Annotated in this window: 14 protein-coding genes; 7 read left to right on the forward strand and 7 right to left on the reverse strand. The window is 70.8% G+C overall.

All coding sequences use genetic code 11. The annotated features are described in order from the left end of the window. Positions 1–53 precede the first annotated feature (53 nt). A complete protein-coding gene (locus tag EZM51_RS07700) occupies positions 54–1,730 on the forward strand; it encodes a hypothetical protein (protein ID WP_136707650.1) in 1,677 nt (558 codons plus the stop codon). Between the two features lie 47 nt (positions 1,731–1,777). Here the strand turns inward: EZM51_RS07700 and EZM51_RS07705 are convergent, their stop codons facing one another. The 5 genes from EZM51_RS07705 to EZM51_RS07725 all read right to left on the reverse strand — a co-directional run bounded on the left by EZM51_RS07705 (position 1,778) and on the right by EZM51_RS07725 (position 6,655). After that, entirely contained in the window at positions 1,778–2,194 is a 417-nt protein-coding gene (locus EZM51_RS07705; protein WP_136707651.1) for a MerR family transcriptional regulator, read from the reverse strand. Positions 2,195–2,198: 4 nt separating this feature from the next. After that, positions 2,199–3,188, reverse strand: a complete 990-nt coding sequence (locus tag EZM51_RS07710; protein ID WP_136707652.1) for a DnaJ C-terminal domain-containing protein — start codon at positions 3,186–3,188, stop codon at positions 2,199–2,201. A 109-nt stretch (positions 3,189–3,297) separates the two neighbouring features. Then, on the reverse strand, positions 3,298–3,972 hold the full coding sequence (locus EZM51_RS07715; protein WP_136707653.1) for a nucleotide exchange factor GrpE: 675 nt from the start codon (positions 3,970–3,972) through the stop codon (positions 3,298–3,300). A gap of 2 nt (positions 3,973–3,974) precedes the next feature. Then, positions 3,975–5,855, reverse strand: coding sequence for a molecular chaperone DnaK (gene dnaK, locus EZM51_RS07720; protein ID WP_136707654.1), 1,881 nt, complete (start codon positions 5,853–5,855; stop codon positions 3,975–3,977). Positions 5,856–6,034: 179 nt separating this feature from the next. Further along, entirely contained in the window at positions 6,035–6,655 is a 621-nt protein-coding gene (locus EZM51_RS07725; RefSeq protein WP_136707655.1) for a TOPRIM nucleotidyl transferase/hydrolase domain-containing protein, read from the reverse strand. 95 nt (positions 6,656–6,750) lie between these two features. Between EZM51_RS07725 and EZM51_RS07730 the strand changes: the two genes are divergently transcribed. The 4 genes from EZM51_RS07730 to EZM51_RS20825 all read left to right on the forward strand — a co-directional run bounded on the left by EZM51_RS07730 (position 6,751) and on the right by EZM51_RS20825 (position 10,155). Next, complete coding sequence (locus EZM51_RS07730) at positions 6,751–7,143, forward strand: metalloregulator ArsR/SmtB family transcription factor (protein ID WP_136707656.1); 393 nt, start codon at positions 6,751–6,753, stop codon at positions 7,141–7,143. Continuing rightward, positions 7,140–8,807: a SulP family inorganic anion transporter gene (locus tag EZM51_RS07735; RefSeq protein ID WP_136707657.1), complete on the forward strand. Its 1,668-nt coding sequence runs from the start codon at positions 7,140–7,142 to the stop codon at positions 8,805–8,807. The genes EZM51_RS07730 and EZM51_RS07735 overlap by 4 nt, the downstream gene beginning before the upstream one ends. A 47-nt stretch (positions 8,808–8,854) precedes the next feature. Then, positions 8,855–9,412, forward strand: coding sequence for a hypothetical protein (locus EZM51_RS07740; protein WP_136707658.1), 558 nt, complete (start codon positions 8,855–8,857; stop codon positions 9,410–9,412). A 218-nt stretch (positions 9,413–9,630) separates the two neighbouring features. Then, positions 9,631–10,155, forward strand: coding sequence for a hypothetical protein (locus tag EZM51_RS20825; protein ID WP_211195847.1), 525 nt, complete (start codon positions 9,631–9,633; stop codon positions 10,153–10,155). A 54-nt stretch (positions 10,156–10,209) separates the two neighbouring features. On the opposite strand, the gene EZM51_RS07750 is transcribed toward EZM51_RS20825, so the two are convergent. Continuing rightward, a complete protein-coding gene (locus EZM51_RS07750) occupies positions 10,210–11,796 on the reverse strand; it encodes an MFS transporter (protein WP_136707659.1) in 1,587 nt (528 codons plus the stop codon). A gap of 240 nt (positions 11,797–12,036) precedes the next feature. Here EZM51_RS07750 and EZM51_RS07755 point away from each other — a divergent pair, with 240 nt between their 5' ends. Both EZM51_RS07755 and EZM51_RS07760 read left to right on the forward strand, forming a co-directional pair. Then, the gene (locus tag EZM51_RS07755; RefSeq protein ID WP_248305520.1) at positions 12,037–12,933 is read left to right on the forward strand and encodes an RIO1 family regulatory kinase/ATPase; all 897 of its coding nucleotides are present in this window, start codon (positions 12,037–12,039) and stop codon (positions 12,931–12,933) included. A 156-nt stretch (positions 12,934–13,089) separates the two neighbouring features. Further along, positions 13,090–14,493 carry an MFS transporter gene (locus EZM51_RS07760; protein ID WP_211195848.1) on the forward strand — a complete coding sequence of 468 codons (1,404 nt, stop codon included), beginning with the start codon at positions 13,090–13,092 and terminating at the stop codon, positions 14,491–14,493. 102 nt (positions 14,494–14,595) lie between these two features. Here EZM51_RS07760 and EZM51_RS21050 read toward each other — a convergent pair whose 3' ends face one another. Beyond that, on the reverse strand, positions 14,596–15,210 hold the full coding sequence (locus EZM51_RS21050) for a MarR family winged helix-turn-helix transcriptional regulator (protein ID WP_248305521.1): 615 nt from the start codon (positions 15,208–15,210) through the stop codon (positions 14,596–14,598). Positions 15,211–15,292 lie beyond the last annotated feature (82 nt).

The raw sequence follows: 15,292 nt of genomic DNA on the forward strand, positions 1-15,292 counted from the left end.
TCCGGGACATCCGCCCCTCGTGGCCGGGACGGCGGGCAGGTCATCCTCGCCTGGTGACCACCCCGACTCGAATCCGACGCCACCCCATCTCGGCCCTCACCGCCGCCGCCGTCGCCATCGCGCTGTTCGCCGGCTGCGCCACCGCCGAGACGGTCCAAGGTGAGCCGTTCCCCGACCTTCCCGACTCCACGCCCGCGGAGGCGCTCGGCGTCACACTGCCCGACGACGCGGCCGCATTCGACGCCGCGCTCGCCGACCGGCTCGCCGAACTCGACGAATGGGCGGCCACAGCCGATCTCGCCGCCGACGAGGAGCTCGCCGCCGCGATCGCGGAGTGGTCGACCGCCGAGCCGACGGAGGCGGCCGCGTCGGTCGATCCGAGTGCGGCAGGCGCGGCCGGCTTCACGGTCGCCACCGTGGGCCTGCCCGTCGCGGCCGAGGCGCCGGCGCCCGCCGGCGGTGCGGGCGGGCCCGGCCTCGACATCCCCATGGTCTACTCCGAGCAGAACTCGTCGACGAGCGAGTTCCGCGGCACCCCGGTGCAGACGAACACCTCGTCGGAGAACCGCGTCGAGCGCCAGGTCGAGACCACCACGCGCACGGTCGAGACCACGACCGGCGACCCCGAGAATCCTGCCATTCGCGAAACGGTGCGCACCGAGGCGGCGAAGCAGATCTGCCCGGCCGAGGGAGAGGTGCGCGGGGAGTGGTCGGTGGAGCGAGTGTTGACGACGCGCGCCGACGGCACCTCCGCCGAGATCCGGATGCGGCTCACCGGCGAGTTCAAGCGCAACAAGCACGGCACCGTGGACCTCCGAAACCTCCGAGTCACCCTGACCGCCGCCGGCGCGACGGCGGACGGAGCGACCACCACCGCGGACGTCACCGTGGGCATCGACGTCTTCGCGTGGGACACCTCGAAGGACGTCACGGACGCGGTCGGCCGCTGGCAGCTGCTCGAGGCGTCGAAGGGGTTCGACGGCAAGAAGGCCGAGGATGCCACGACCGCGGCCCTCCTGATGCTGGCCGCCTTCGCCGACGTCCCGAAGCGAGCCGTCGAGTCCGCGCAGAGCGACCGTGAGACCTCGGGGCTGTGCGTGCGCATCGTCACCGACACGCACGGCCAGCACCGGCTCGGCGACGGCGAGCACGCGACCTTCGACGCGTGGGTCGTCGACCCGGCGACCGGAACCGAGCTCACCGACGCGGTCGTCCGAGCGGACAGCTACGACGGGACCGTGACCCCGACCTCGGGCACCGGTCGCACCTCGTACGACTTCACCGCAAAGGGCGACCCGGTCTATCGCGTATCGCTCGTGACGGAGACGCCCCGCGGCGGCCACGCCATGCAGATCCACTACGGCGCGAAGGGATGGCGGTTCTCCGGGGTGCGCTACGACTTCACGATCCCCAGCCACCTCGGACCCATCCCCGCGTCCACCGTCTGGAGCGGCGAGGTGTGCGGCGACGTGTCAGGCGAGTGGGACCTCGTGGCCACCGTCACCGGCGAGGGCGCCTCCCACACCATCGCGTTGCCGATGCAGCCCGAGCGCATCGACCAGGCGACGGGCGGCGTTCGCGCCGTGCTGCTCTACGAGCGGGTGCCGGACCCGGCCGACGGCGAGCTGCCGTTCCGGCTGTGGATCGACGAATACCAGCCCGAGCGCGTTCCCGAGCACAGCCGGGTGGAGATACATCCGGAGCCGCTCGACACCTGCGTCGAAGGGTGACGCCGCGGATTGAAGAGGCCGCCCGCGGCGGTCTCGAAACCCGCCGCCTACTCCCGCTCGAGCGGCCGCCACACCACGACGGCGTTCTCGCGGCGCACCCGCGTGCCGGCCCGGAGCGAGACGACCTCGCCCTCGGTACCGGCGGCGAAGACGCGCCGCCCCGGCCGGTTGAGCATCTCGTCGGCGAGCGCCGCCTCGAGTTCGCGCACCCGCCGGCGGAGCATCGAGACCTCGTCCTCGAGGCCGAGCACGCGGCGGATGCCCTCGAGGCTCACGCCCTCGCTCGACAGCTGGGCGATCTCGCGGAGCTGCACCACGTCGCGCATCGAGTAGCGGCGCGACCTTCCGGCCGTCCGGGTCGGCGACACGAGACCCATGCGGTCGTACTGCCGCAGGGTCTGCGGATGCATGCCGGCGAGCTCGGCGGCCACCGAGATGACGAACAGCGGGCTCGTCTCGTCCATGACGTCAGCTCTTCGCGCGGGTGAGCAGGTCGTCGCGCGGGTTCTCGTCGGGCAACTCGGAGACGAACGCCTTGAGCTTCTCCTCGGCGTCCTTCGACAGGTGCGACGGCACCGCGACCTGGACGACCGCGAGCAGGTCGCCCGTGCCCTTCGACGTCTCGACGCCTCGACCCTTGACGCGCAGCACGCGGCCGCTGGGCGTGCCGGGCGCGACCTTGAGCTTCACGGGGTCGCCGCCGAGGGTCGGCACCTGGATGGTCGCTCCGAGCGCGGCCTCGGCGAACGTCACGGGCACCGTGACGCGCAGGTTGAGTCCGTCGCGCTCGAAGACGGGGTGCTTGCGTACGTTGACGGTGAGGATGATGTCGCCGGCCTCGCCGCCGTCGGGTGACGGATGCCCCTTGCCGCGGAGCTTGATCTTCTGCCCGTCGGCGACCCCCGCCGGGATGCGCACCGTGATCGGTCGGCCGTCGGCCGTCTGCAGCGTGATCTGGTCACCCTTGGTGGCGGTGACGAAGTCGAGGGTCGTGGATGCCACGACATCGCGCCCGCGCGTCGGTCCGCCGAAGCCCCGGTAGCCGCCGCTCGGCTGGCCGAAGCGGCCGCCGCCGAACAGCCCGCCGAGCAGGTCGTCGTAGTCGCCGCCCTGCTGGTACGTGTACCGCGTGCGCCCGCCGGGGCCGCCGAACATGGTGCCGAAGACGTCCTCGAAGCCGCCGGCGCCGCCGGCGCCGCCCGGAGCGGTGAACCGGGCGCCGGAGCCCATCGCCCGGATCGCGTCGTACTCCTTGCGCTCCTCGGCGTCGGAGAGCACCGAGTGCGCCTCGCTGATCTCCTTGAACTTCGCCTCGGCGGCGGTGTCACCCGGGTTCTGGTCGGGGTGGTACTTGCGCGCGAGCTTGCGGTACGCCTTCTTGATGTCGGCGTCGCTCGCATCCTTGGAGACGCCGAGCACCTGGTAGAAGTCCTTGTCGAACCAATCCTGACTGGCCATCGGCACCTCCTCCCTCGTTCAGCTCATCATTCCAGTGTTTCCGTTCCCGCCGGCCGTGCCCGTTGTATCGGACACGGCCGGCGGGAACGGGAACATCCGGCGGATGCCACTACTGCGGCGTCGTGACGACCACCTTCGCGGCGCGCAGCAGCGTGCCGCCGAGCGTGTAGCCCGTCTCGACGACGTCGGCGACCGTGTCGGTCTCGACCTCGTCGGAGTGCTGCTGGAAGATCGCTTCGTGCCGCTGCGGGTCGAACGGCTCGCCGACCTCCCCGAACGGCTGCAGGCCGAGCTTCGTCGTGGCCGCACGCAGCTTCGCCGCGATCGTGGCGAACGGCGCGTCGCCCTCGAGGTCGCCGTGCTTCTCGGCCCGATCGAGGTCGTCGAGCACCGGCAGCAGCACCGACACGACCGCGCCGACCGCGCGCTCGCGCTCGACCTCGCGGTTCGCCTCGGTGCGCTTGCGGTAGTTCGCGTACTCGGCGGTGACCCGCTTGAGGTCGGCGAGGTGCTCGTCGCTCGGCTCCTGCACCTCGGCCTGGGCCGCGTTCAGGATGTCCTCGACCGTGAGCTCGCCCTCGTCCTCGGCGTCGGGCTCGGGCGCCTCCGGCGCGTCGCCGTCGGCGGGGGCGGATGACGCAGCAGCGTCGGCCGCGGCATCCGTCACCTCTTCCGTGCCCTCGGCCTCGGCCGGCGGCTGACGAACCTCCCCGGTCTCCGGGTCGATGCGCCGCTTGTCGCGGATCACCGGCTGTTCGTGGTTCCGGTTCTCATCGGAGGCCATGATTACTTCTTCTCGTCCTCGTCGTCGATGACCTCGGCGTCGACCACGTCCTCATCCGCGGACTCGCCGCCGGCGGCGCCCGAAGCGGTCGCGTCCTCACCCGGGTTCGCACCCGCGCCGGCGGTCGCCTCCTGGCCCTGCGCGTAGATCGCCTCGCCGAGCTTGGTCTGCGACTGCGAGAGCTTCTCGAACGCGCTCTTCACCGCGTCGTCGTCATCGCCCGCGAGCGCCGACTTCAGCGCGTCGACATCGCCCTGCACCTCGGACTTGACGTCGGCGGGGAGCTTCTCGTCGTTGTCCTTGATGAGCTTCTCGACCGAGTAGGCCAGCTGCTCGGCGGAGTTGCGGGTCTCGGCGGACTCGCGGCGCTTCTTGTCTTCCGCGGCGTGCTCCTCGGCATCGCGCACCATGCGCTCGACGTCCTCCTTGGGGAGGGCCGAGCCGCCCGAGATCGTCATCGACTGCTCCTTGCCGGTGCCCTTGTCCTTGGCGCCGACGTGCACGATGCCGTTGGCGTCGATGTCGAAGGTGACCTCGATCTGCGGGATGCCCCGCGGAGCCGGCGCGATGCCCGTGAGCTCGAACGTGCCGAGCGGCTTGTTGTCACGCGTGAACTCGCGCTCGCCCTGGAAGACCTGGATGGCGACCGACGGCTGGTTGTCGTCGGCGGTCGTGAAGGTCTCGCTGCGCTTGGTCGGGATGGCCGTGTTGCGCTCGATGAGCTTGGTCATGATGCCGCCCTTGGTCTCGATGCCGAGGCTCAGGGGAGTGACGTCGATGAGCAGCACGTCCTTGCGCTCGCCCTTGAGGACGCCGGCCTGGAGCGCAGCGCCCACGGCGACGACCTCGTCGGGGTTCACGCCCTTGTTGGGCTCCTTGCCGCCGGTCTCCTGCTTCACGAGTTCGGAGACGGCGGGCATGCGCGTCGAACCGCCGACGAGCACGACGTGCGCGATGTCGGCGACCTTGATGCCGGCCTCGCGGATGACGTCGTCGAACGGCTTCTTGGTGCGGTCGAGCAGGTCGCTCGTCATGTTCTCGAACTGGGCGCGCGTGAGCGTCTCGTCGAGGTTGGCGGGGCCGTTCTCGGTCAGCGAGAGGTAGGGCAGCTGGATGCTCGTCGACATGCTCGAGCTCAGCTCCTTCTTCGCCTGCTCGGCCGCCTCCTTGAGGCGCTGGAGGGCGATCTTGTCCTTCGAGACGTCGACGCCCGTCGAGTCCTTGAAGCGCTTGATGAGGTGGTCGACGATGCGCTGGTCCCAGTCGTCGCCGCCGAGGCGGTTGTCACCCGCGGTCGCACGCACCTGGATGGTCGAGAAGTCCTCGTCCTTGCCGACCTCGAGGAGGGAGACGTCGAACGTGCCGCCGCCGAGGTCGAAGACGAGGATGAGCTCGTCCTCCTTGCCCTTGTCGAGGCCGTACGCGAGCGCCGCCGCGGTGGGCTCGTTGATGATGCGCAGCACGTTGAGGCCCGCGATCTCGCCGGCCTCCTTCGTGGCCTGGCGCTCGGCGTCGTTGAAGTACGCCGGTACGGTGATGACCGCGTCGGTGACGGTGTCGCCCAGGTACTGCTCGGCGTCGCGCTTCAGCTTCTGCAGGATGCGCGCCGAGATCTCCTGCGCCGTGTACTGCTTGCCGTCGATCTCCTGCTTCCAGTCGGTGCCCATGTGGCGCTTGACCGAGGAGATGGTGCGGTCGACGTTCGTGACGGCCTGGCGCTTTGCGGTCTCGCCGACCAGCACCTCGCCGTCCTTCGTGAACGCGACGACCGACGGCGTGGTGCGGAAGCCCTCCGCGTTGGCGATGACGACGGGCTCGCCGCCCTCGAGGACCGAGACGACCGAGTTGGTCGTGCCGAGGTCGATTCCTACTGCACGTGACATGTGATTCTCCTTCTGCCCAGGAGACGAGCGGGATGTCGCGCGCGCTCCATGGCGGTCGATCCGGCCGTCCTGGCCGCGATCGAAGTCAGTGGCGTCGGAACTTGAGTCCCGACGACTCAAGCTTCCCAGCGCCGTCTGAGCGTGTCAAGTTGACGCCGCGAAACTTGAGTGTACCTGACTCAACTCTCAGCCGAGTCCCAGTATTCCGGTGAGAGGCGCACGGGATCCAGCACCGCGGCGATGAGCGACGCCATGCTCGTCGGGATCCGCGTATCCTCGAGGGCCCCGACCAGTATGGGCGCGAACCGCGCCTTGCGCCCACTGTGGGTGCCCATGAATCGCCGGAGCTGCGCGTCCACCGGCCGCGCCCGTTGCGCCGGCTGCTGTTGGAACGAACGGAACCGCCGGAGTTCGCCGTGCTCCGCCAGCAGCTCCTCGACCCGCTCGGTGCCGAGCGCCCGGATGAGCTCGCCCTCGAGGTCGGGATCGCACGCGAAGAACCCGATGGAGACGAGGTCGGCTCCCGGAGCACCGAGGCCTGCCCGCATCACCACGCGTCGCACGTACTCGACCTCGCCGATGTCGAAGAGCCCGACCACCCGCGGGCGCAACGGTTCGCGGGCCAGCGCCGCGAGGTGGTGATGCAGGTTCGTCACGCCGTTCATCGGCACGATCGCGGCGCCGGCGGACGCGAGGTCGACGGCGAGTCGATCCGCGACGGCCTCGACCGCCAGCCGGTCGCTCTCGCCCTCGACGAACACGATGGTCGCGGATGCCGCGGATGCGATGTCTGCCCGCATGCGCCGACCCTACCGCCGGCGCCTGAGCGATCGATGCTCCGAACGATTGCTGATAACATGGATTCATCAATCCATCAACCGCTTGAGGAGGCGTCGTGCTGCCCGATGCCAGCCGGCCGCTCTACGAGGTGAAGGCCAACCTGTTCAAGGGCCTCGCCCACCCGCTCCGGGTGCGTGTGCTCGAGGTGCTCTCCACCCGCCCCGAGACATCCGTCTCCGAACTGCTCGAGGTGACCGGCCTCGAGGCCTCGCACCTGTCGCAGCACCTCGCCGTGCTGCGCAACAACCGGCTCGTGACGGCCGACCGACGCGGCAACCAGGTGTACTACCGGCTCGCGTACCCGCAGGTCGCCGACCTGCTGCGCGTCGCCCGCACGCTGCTCGGCGACATCCTCGAGACCACCGAACGCCAGCTCGTCGAGCGGTCGGGCCTGCCCGAGCTTCCGCCCGCCACACCCGCCGCCGAGGCCACCGGGGGCCTGGCATGACCTCCACGCGCGTCACCGCCGCCCTGCGAAACCTGCGGTCCCTGCTGCCCTCGACCGCCGACTACCGCGACCTGCGGCGCACCTGGAAGGGCGACCTGGTCGCCGGCGTGACCGTGGGCATCGTCGCCCTGCCGCTCGCCCTCGCGTTCGGCGTGAGCTCGGGCGCCGGCGCCGAGAGCGGCCTCGTCACGGCGATCATCGCGGGCGTCATCGCGGCCGTCTTCGGCGGCTCGAACGTGCAGGTCTCCGGTCCGACCGGCGCCATGGTCGTCGTGCTCGGGCCCATCATCGCGACGAACGGCGTGGGCGCCCTCGCGATCGTCGGGCTGCTCGCGGGCATCATCGTGGTCGTCGCCGGGGTACTGCGGCTCGGGCGCGCCGTCACCTACATCCCGTGGCCGGTCATCGAGGGCTTCACGCTCGGCATCGCGATCATCATCTTCCTGCAACAGGTGCCCGCCGCACTCGGCACCGAGCCCGGGCCGAGCACCAACGCGCTCGTCGCCGCGGTGCAGTCGCTGTCCACCGTGAGCTGGGTCGAGGCCGCCTGGGCGCTCGGCATCGTGCTCGTGGTCGCCGCCGTCATGGTGATCGCGCCGAGGATCCACAAGCTGCTGCCCGGCTCGATCATCGCCATCGTGCTCGTGAGCATCGTCGCCGTCGTCGCACAGCTCCCCGTGGCCACGATCGGCCAACTGCCACCCGGCCTGCCCATGCCGATCGTGCCAGAGCTCACCTTCGACACCATGTCGCCCCTCATCGGCGCGGCCTTCACCGTCGCCGCCCTCGCCGCCATCGAGTCGCTGCTGTCGGCGCGCGTCGCGGCGTCGATCTCCGACACCGGGCCGTACGACGCCGATCGCGAGCTCGTCGGACAGGGGCTCGCCTCCGTGGCATCCGCCTTCTTCGGCGGCATGCCCGCCACGGGTGCGATCGCCCGCACCGCCGTGAACGTGCGCACCGGCGGGCGCACCCGGCTCGCCGCGATCGTGCACGCCGTGCTGCTGGCCGGCATCGTGCTGGCCGGCGCGAGCATCGTCGCGGTCATCCCCCTCGCGGCACTCGCGGGTGTGCTCATGGTGACCTCGACGCGCATGATCTCGATCGCGACGGTCCGCACGGTCGTCGGCTCGACGCGTTCCGACGCCGTCGTGTTCGTCGTCACCGCGCTCATCACCGTGACGTTCGACCTCATCTACGCCGTGCTCATCGGCATCGCGGTCGCCGCCTTCTTCGCGCTCCGCGCGCTGGCGCGGTCGAGCGGCGTGCACCGCGAGGAGCTGCCCGGACCGGCAGAGCCCGGCGACGAGCGCATCGCGTTGTTCCGCCTCGAGGGCGCCCTGTTCTTCGGCGCCGCCGAGCGCATGCTCGAGCGCGTCGGCGACATCCGCGGGGTCGAGGTCGTGATCATCCGGATGTCGCAGCTGCAGATCCTCGACGCCACCGGCGCCCAGGTCATCAACGAGCTCATCCAGGCACTCGAGCGGCGCGGCGTGACCGTGCTCGTGAAGGGCATCCAGACCCGCCACCTGCAACTGTTCACCCACGTCGGCGCCATCGCGTCGCTGCGGCACCAGAACCACCTCTTCGACGACCTGCCGTCGGCCGTCGAGCACGCCCGAAGCCACATCATTCGGGGGCCCGCGAAGCCGGTGCGGCGCTAGGGGAACACCCTGATCCTCAAGCGCCCACCATGCCCTAGGCTGCAGCGATGACCGCTCGCCGACTGAGCGCCATCCCTACCGTGTTGTTCGCCGCGCTGGCCCTTGCGGCCTGCACCGCCGCACCCGACGCGACGCCCACGCCGAGCGCGCCCGCCACCGCCACCCCCTCGCCCGACGCGACGTCCGAGCCGCAGCCGGCCGCCGAACCGGCCGCGAACTGCGACACCGTGCTCACGCAGGACGCGTATGCCGAGCTCGCCACCGACGGACTCGAGCCGCTGGAGCCCCCGGCCGCCGACCACCTGGCGACGTACTACCCCGTGGCCGCGCAGATGGTCGAGGCGGGTGGCCCCTCCTGCCACTGGGGCAAGCCGCAGACCGATATCGGCCTCACGGTCACGCAGGCGACCGGTGTCGACCTGGCGGTGTGGGCGACCGCGCTCGCAGACGCGGGCTTCACCGAGACGAACGAGCCCGTGCCTGGCGCGCACACCGGGCCGGTCGACCCGGGCACCGGCATCAGTCCGGTCGTCGTGGTCGACGGCGACCGCGTGACCTTCGTCAGCGCCCCCGACTTCGCGACCTGGATCGCGCCGACGCCGTAGTCGCCCGCTCCTGGTTCGCGCCGCCCGAATCGTGCCGCTCTCAACCGAGCGACGGAATCGGCGCGGGGCTGATCGGCACGAGCGCGACGCGACCGGGGCCCAAGTGATCAACCAGCTCATCCAGGCGCCGGAGCGGAGCGGCGTTGGGGAAGTTCAGGGCGAGCACGGAGGCATCCGCGCCCGCCCTGCCCTATGGTGCGGCCATGACTCTCCGCCGAATGAGCGCCATCCCTACCGTGTTGTTCGCCGCCGTCGTCCTCGTGGGCTGCACCGCAGCACCTGACACGACGCCGTCCCCGAGCGCGCCCGCCGCCACCACTCCGGCACCAGAGACGTCCGAGCCGACCACCCCGGGCGCCCAACCGGCCGCGACGTGCGACACCATCCTGACCGCTGAGACCTACGACAAGTTCGAGGCCGATGACATCGAGCCGATCGAGCCCCCCATCGTGGTGAACCAGCTCGCGCAGCAGATGGTGGAAGCCGGCGGCGTCGCGTGCACGTGGGGCGCACCGGCAGCCGAGGGACTCACGGTCGTGCGGTTGTCCGACGCCGACTGGGCCGTCTGGGAATCCGCCTTGGCCGACGCGGGCTTCGTCGAGACGAACGATCCGGTCCCGGGCGCCTACACGGGTCCCGTGGATCCGGGCATGGGCGAGAGCCCGATCGTCGTCGTCGATGGTGAGACGCTGACGTACGCCGACAACCCGACGGTCGCGAGCTGGCTCGTCCCGACGTCATAACCCGCGATCGGTACGCGAGCGCGTCAACCGAGAGCCGGGCCGCCACGCCGCGATTCAGCCGAGCGTCAGGCCCTCGGCCGCCGCCGAGGGCTTCGGATCCGGAAGGCGCCGCATTCGCAGCGCATTGAGGATGCCGAGGACTCCCGCGAAGATCGGGATGAAGAGCGCCACCTGCAGGGCGATCGGCCGCGACTCGGTGTTGATCGCGATGATCTCGTCCTGCACCTCCTCGGGCTGGCCCGCGAGCACCTCCTCCAGGCCCGTGTTCGACATGAGCTGGGCGTCCTCCTCCAGCGCCGTGGCCACCTGTTGCTGCTGCGGCTCCGACAGCACGGTGCTCGACTCGGCCCGAGCCGTGAACGTGAACGCGAGCACCGCGAGCATGATCGCGCCCGCGAACGCGAGCCCGAACGAGAGCCCGAACGAACCCGCCGCGGAGTTGACACCGGCGGCCTCGCTCACCCGCTCGTCGGAGATGGGCGAGAGCGTGTAGTTGTTCAGCTGCGAGACGAGCAGCCCGAGCCCGCTTCCGGCGACGACGAGCGGCACCGCGAGCCACCATCCAGAGTCGGCGCGGGGCACGAGCGGCACCAGCACCGCGAAGCCGACCACGAGCAGCGCGAACCCCGTGAGCACGATGTCGGCCGGCCGCTTCTTCAGTCGCTTGCCCGCCAGGAGCGCGACCAGGAACATGCTGAGGGAGAGCGGCGCGATCGAGATGCCGGCCCACAGGGCGTTGTACTCCAGCACCATCTGCAGGTAGATCGGGAGCACGATCATGGCGCCGCCGAGCGCGATCTGCTGCAGGAGCTGTCCGCTCACGCCCGCCCGGAACACCTTGGACTGGAACAGGGCCGGGTCGATGAGCGTCGCCTGTTCGCGCCGCTTCCGCGCGCGCAGCCACCAGACCAAGCCCACCATGGCGATCGCACCGATGCCGATCAGGAGGCCGACGTACTGGCCGCCCTCCTGCCACACCAGGATGCCGAGCACGATGCCGCCCATGCCGACGACCGAGAGCGCGGCACCCGTCCAGTCGACCGAGCGAGCACCCGTGTACGGCACGTCCTTCACGAGCCCGATGCCCGACAGCACGACCGCGATGATCACCGCCTCGAGCGCGAAGGCCACCCGCCACGAGAGGAACGTGGTGATGAAGCCGCCGAGCAGCGGCCCGACGGCGGCGGCGATCGCGGCCGAGGCCCCCACGAGCGCATAGACGCGCTTCTGGTGGTCGCCGCTGAAGTTGCCGTGGATGAGCGCCTGCATGGAGGGCAGCAGGAGGGATGCGCCGATGCCGCCGATGATCGCCCAGAAGACGATGATCGCGGTGAGCCCCTGCGCCAGGGTCATCGCGACGGCGCCGACGGCGTACCCGAGGAGCCCGAGGATGTAGGCGAGCTTGCGCCCGATCAGGTCGGCGGTCTTGCTGCCGATGAGGATGAATGCCGCCGAGACCAGGGCCTCGAGGGCGATGGCCCCCTGGACGCCGCTCACGGTCGTGTCGAGATCGCGTACCACGGCGGAGATCGACACGTTCATGATCGACGTGTCGACGACGAGCACGAACATCGCCATCGCGAGCAACAGCGCGAGCCGCCCGTTGAAGGTGGTGGCGGGCTCCGAGGATGCGTCGGCCATGGCTCACCCAATCACACACGACGGTCCCCGCGATAGGACCAACGTCCCCGAGCCCGCTCTGGACACGACGACCGCGCGCGCGTATGCTCGCCTGCGGGCCGCGCCACGCGGCATCCGTCACCGAGACCGGAAGGAGAGACCGATGAACACCGTCCTTGTCGTGCGCATCGCAGACATCCTTCCCTGTGAGGCCGCCCGCTCGTAGCGCGCCGGTGGCCTCCGTGACCTCGGAGAACCACCGTGAACTTCCTCTCGTCTCTCGACGAACCTTCCACCGCGCCGCTCGGCGTACCACCCGTGCTGAGCCCCGTCGAAGCATCCGCCCTCATGTTCCAGGCCGCCGAGCCCGGCGAGGGCCAGCGCTGGTCCACGTGGCCGGCGACCATCCCCACCGAGCGCGGTCCCGAACCGCGCCCCGACTGGCTCGTGACCAGTGCCGCCGCCATCGACACCGAGCTCGGCGTCGTGAAGACCGGCAAGGAGGCGAGCCTGTTCCTCATCGAGCGGGCGGTTCCGGATGCCCCGGCCGACGTGCCGGGCAACGCCGTGCTGCTCGCCGCTAAGCGCTATCGCTCGAGCGAGCACTCCGACTTCCACCGCTCCGCGATCTACACCGAGGGGCGCGGCACCCGCCGCAGCCGTGACGTGCGCGCCGTCGCGAAGGGCACGTCGTTCGGTCGATCGGTGGCCCGCGTGCAGTGGGCCTACGCCGAGTTCGACGCGCTGAGCCGGCTCACCGAGCTCGGGGCATCCGTGCCGTACCCGGTGCAGGTGCACGAGACCGAGGTGCTCATGGAGTTCATCGGCGACGGCCGGGTCGCGGCGCCGCGGCTGGCCCAGGTGCGCGCCGGCCGGGACGAGCTGCGCGACCTGTTCCAGCAGGTCGCCGAGTTCATGCACGTGCTCGCACAGGCGGGACTCGCGCACGGCGACCTCTCGCCGTACAACCTGCTGGTGCACCAGGGGCGCGTCGTCGCGATCGACCTGCCGCAGGTCGTCGACCTCGTGTCGAATCCGCAGGGCTTCGACCTGCTGCACCGCGACTGCGTCAACGTGTGCGACTGGTTCACGAGGCAGCGGCTCGAGTGCGACGCCGAGGAGCTGTTCGGCGAACTCGTGGGCGAGGTCGGATTCTGAGCGGCGGCGGATGCCACGGCCGGAGCCGATCGCGCGTCGCTCACGCCGCGGCACCCGCGAGCGCTACAGTGCTCGAAGATCAGCGCAGATCACCGGGATGCCGGGCCGACCGCGGCCCGACACCTCCCGTTCACCCGAGCGAACGAGGCTTCCGTCATGACCAATCCCCCCGAACAGCCTGCCCCGCCGCCCGCCACCGCGAACAGCGGCGCCATCGGCGTCATGGGCCTGCAATTGCAGGAGGGTCGGAAGATCCCGCGCCGGCAGGTCGTCTCGTGGGCGCTCTGGGACTGGGCGACGCAGCCGTTCAACTCGGTCATCCTCACCTTCGTGTTCACGGCGCTCTACCTCACGAGCGACACGTTCCTCGATCCGGCCGTCGCCACGCTCGCGGAGGGCGACCCGGCGCGCGAGGCCGCACTCGCCGAGCTGGCGAGCGGCCTCGGCTGGGCGATCACCGTTGCCGGCATCCTGATCGCGGTGCTCGCCCCCGTGCTCGGCCAGCGGGCCGACATCGCGGGCCGTCGCAAGCTGTGGCTGGGCGGCGCGACGCTCGCACTCGTGGCGTGCATGTTCGGGCTGTTCTTCGTGCAGGGTGCGCCCGCGTACTTCCTGCTCGGCGTGTCGCTCATCGCCGCGGGCACGGTGTTCAGCGAGATCGCGGGCGTGAACTACAACGCCATGCTGGTGCAGGTGTCGACGCCGAAGACGGTCGGCAAGGTCTCGGGGCTCGGCTGGGGTCTCGGGTACATCGGCGGCATCGTCGCGCTCGTCATCGTCGTCATCGCGACCACGTTCGACTGGTGGGGCATGCCCACCGAGAACGGCCTCGCGTTCCGGGTGATCGCCGTCGGGTGTGCGGTCTGGACGCTCGTGTTCGCGTGGCCCGTGTTCGCGTACGTGCCCGAGGCGCCGCCCGCACCACGCCGCGAACACGTGTCGTTCTTCCGTGGGTACGTCGTGCTCGTGAAGGACGTCATCGCGCTGTGGAGGGAGTCGCGCCCCACGTTCTGGTTCCTGCTCGCGAGCGCCGTGTTCCGCGACGGGCTCGCAGGCGTGTTCGCGTTCGGCGCCGTCATCGCGGCGGTCGCGTTCCGTTTCACGCAGGACGAGGTGCTGATCTTCGGCGTCGCGGCGAACCTGGTCGCCGGCCTCTCGACCATCCTCGCCGGACGCTTCGACGACCGGTTCGGAGCTCGCGCGGTGATCATCTTCGCCCTGTCGGGCCTCCTCGCCGCCGGCCTCGCCGTGTTCTTCCTGCACGACGCGGGCAAGGTCGTGTTCTGGATCTTCGGGCTGACCCTCACGCTGTTCGTGGGACCGGCGCAGGCGGCCTCGCGTTCGTTCCTCGCCCGGGTGACCCCGGCCGGCCGGGAGAGCGAGATCTTCGGGCTCTACGCGACCACCGGCCGGGCTGCCAGCTTCCTGTCGCCGCTCCTGTGGTCGACGTTCATCGTCGTGTTCGGGGCGACCTACTGGGGCATCCTGGGCATCATGATCGTCGTCGCCGCCGGACTCGTGATGATGTTCTTCGTGAAGGCGCCGGCCGAGCGGGCCTGAGCCGGGTTCGACCCGCCGAACCGGCTCAGCCCGTGCGCCACTTGTGCGCCCGGCGCGCCAGTCCGAGTGGCGCGCAAGGCGCCGAAGTGGCGCGCAAGGGACTCAGTCCCGCCCCCAAGCCGCGGCGAACCGGGTGAGCAGGTCGGCGAACTGCCGGCGCTCGGTCGGCGAGAAGTCGGCGAGGGCGCGTTCGATCGCCCCGCGCCGTCGGTCGAGCAGCGACGAGAGTGCCGTGCGCCCGGCCTCGGTGATGACGAGGATGCTGCGTCTGGCGTCGTGCGGATCGACGTCGCGCCGCACGTGGCCGGCGTCGACCGCGGCCTGCACGAGCCGACTCGCCCGCGGCTGGTCGACGCCGATCGCCGCGGCGAGATCGGTCACCGAGCTCGGTCCGCGATTGGCGAGCACCATGAGCAGTCGCATCGCGGCGTGACCGCCCCGGCCCCCGGGGCCGCCGTGGCGCCGCGGTCCGCCGTGATCGCGGTGGGGGTGCGCCCCGAACGGGCCGATGCCGTGCCGATGCGCCGCGTCCGCGGCGCCGGGTCCGCCCGGGCCCCACCCGAACGGGCCGCCCGGGCCCCAGCCGAATTGGGCACCCGGTCCTCGGCCGCGGAGCGCCCCGAGCGCGGCCTCGACCGCCGCGACGTCGGAGGACGGCTCGTCGGCCCCGGCCGAGTCTGCGGGTTCGCCGAGTCCGCCTTGACGAGGTGGTGACATGCATGTCATCCTACATGTACATGTCATTTGACATGCAATCGAAGGACGCGCATCGCGCGCCGGGCGCCGAACGGCGCACCGA

Source organism: Agromyces sp. H66 (genome assembly GCF_004959775.1).
Lineage (GTDB): Bacteria > Actinomycetota > Actinomycetes > Actinomycetales > Microbacteriaceae > Agromyces.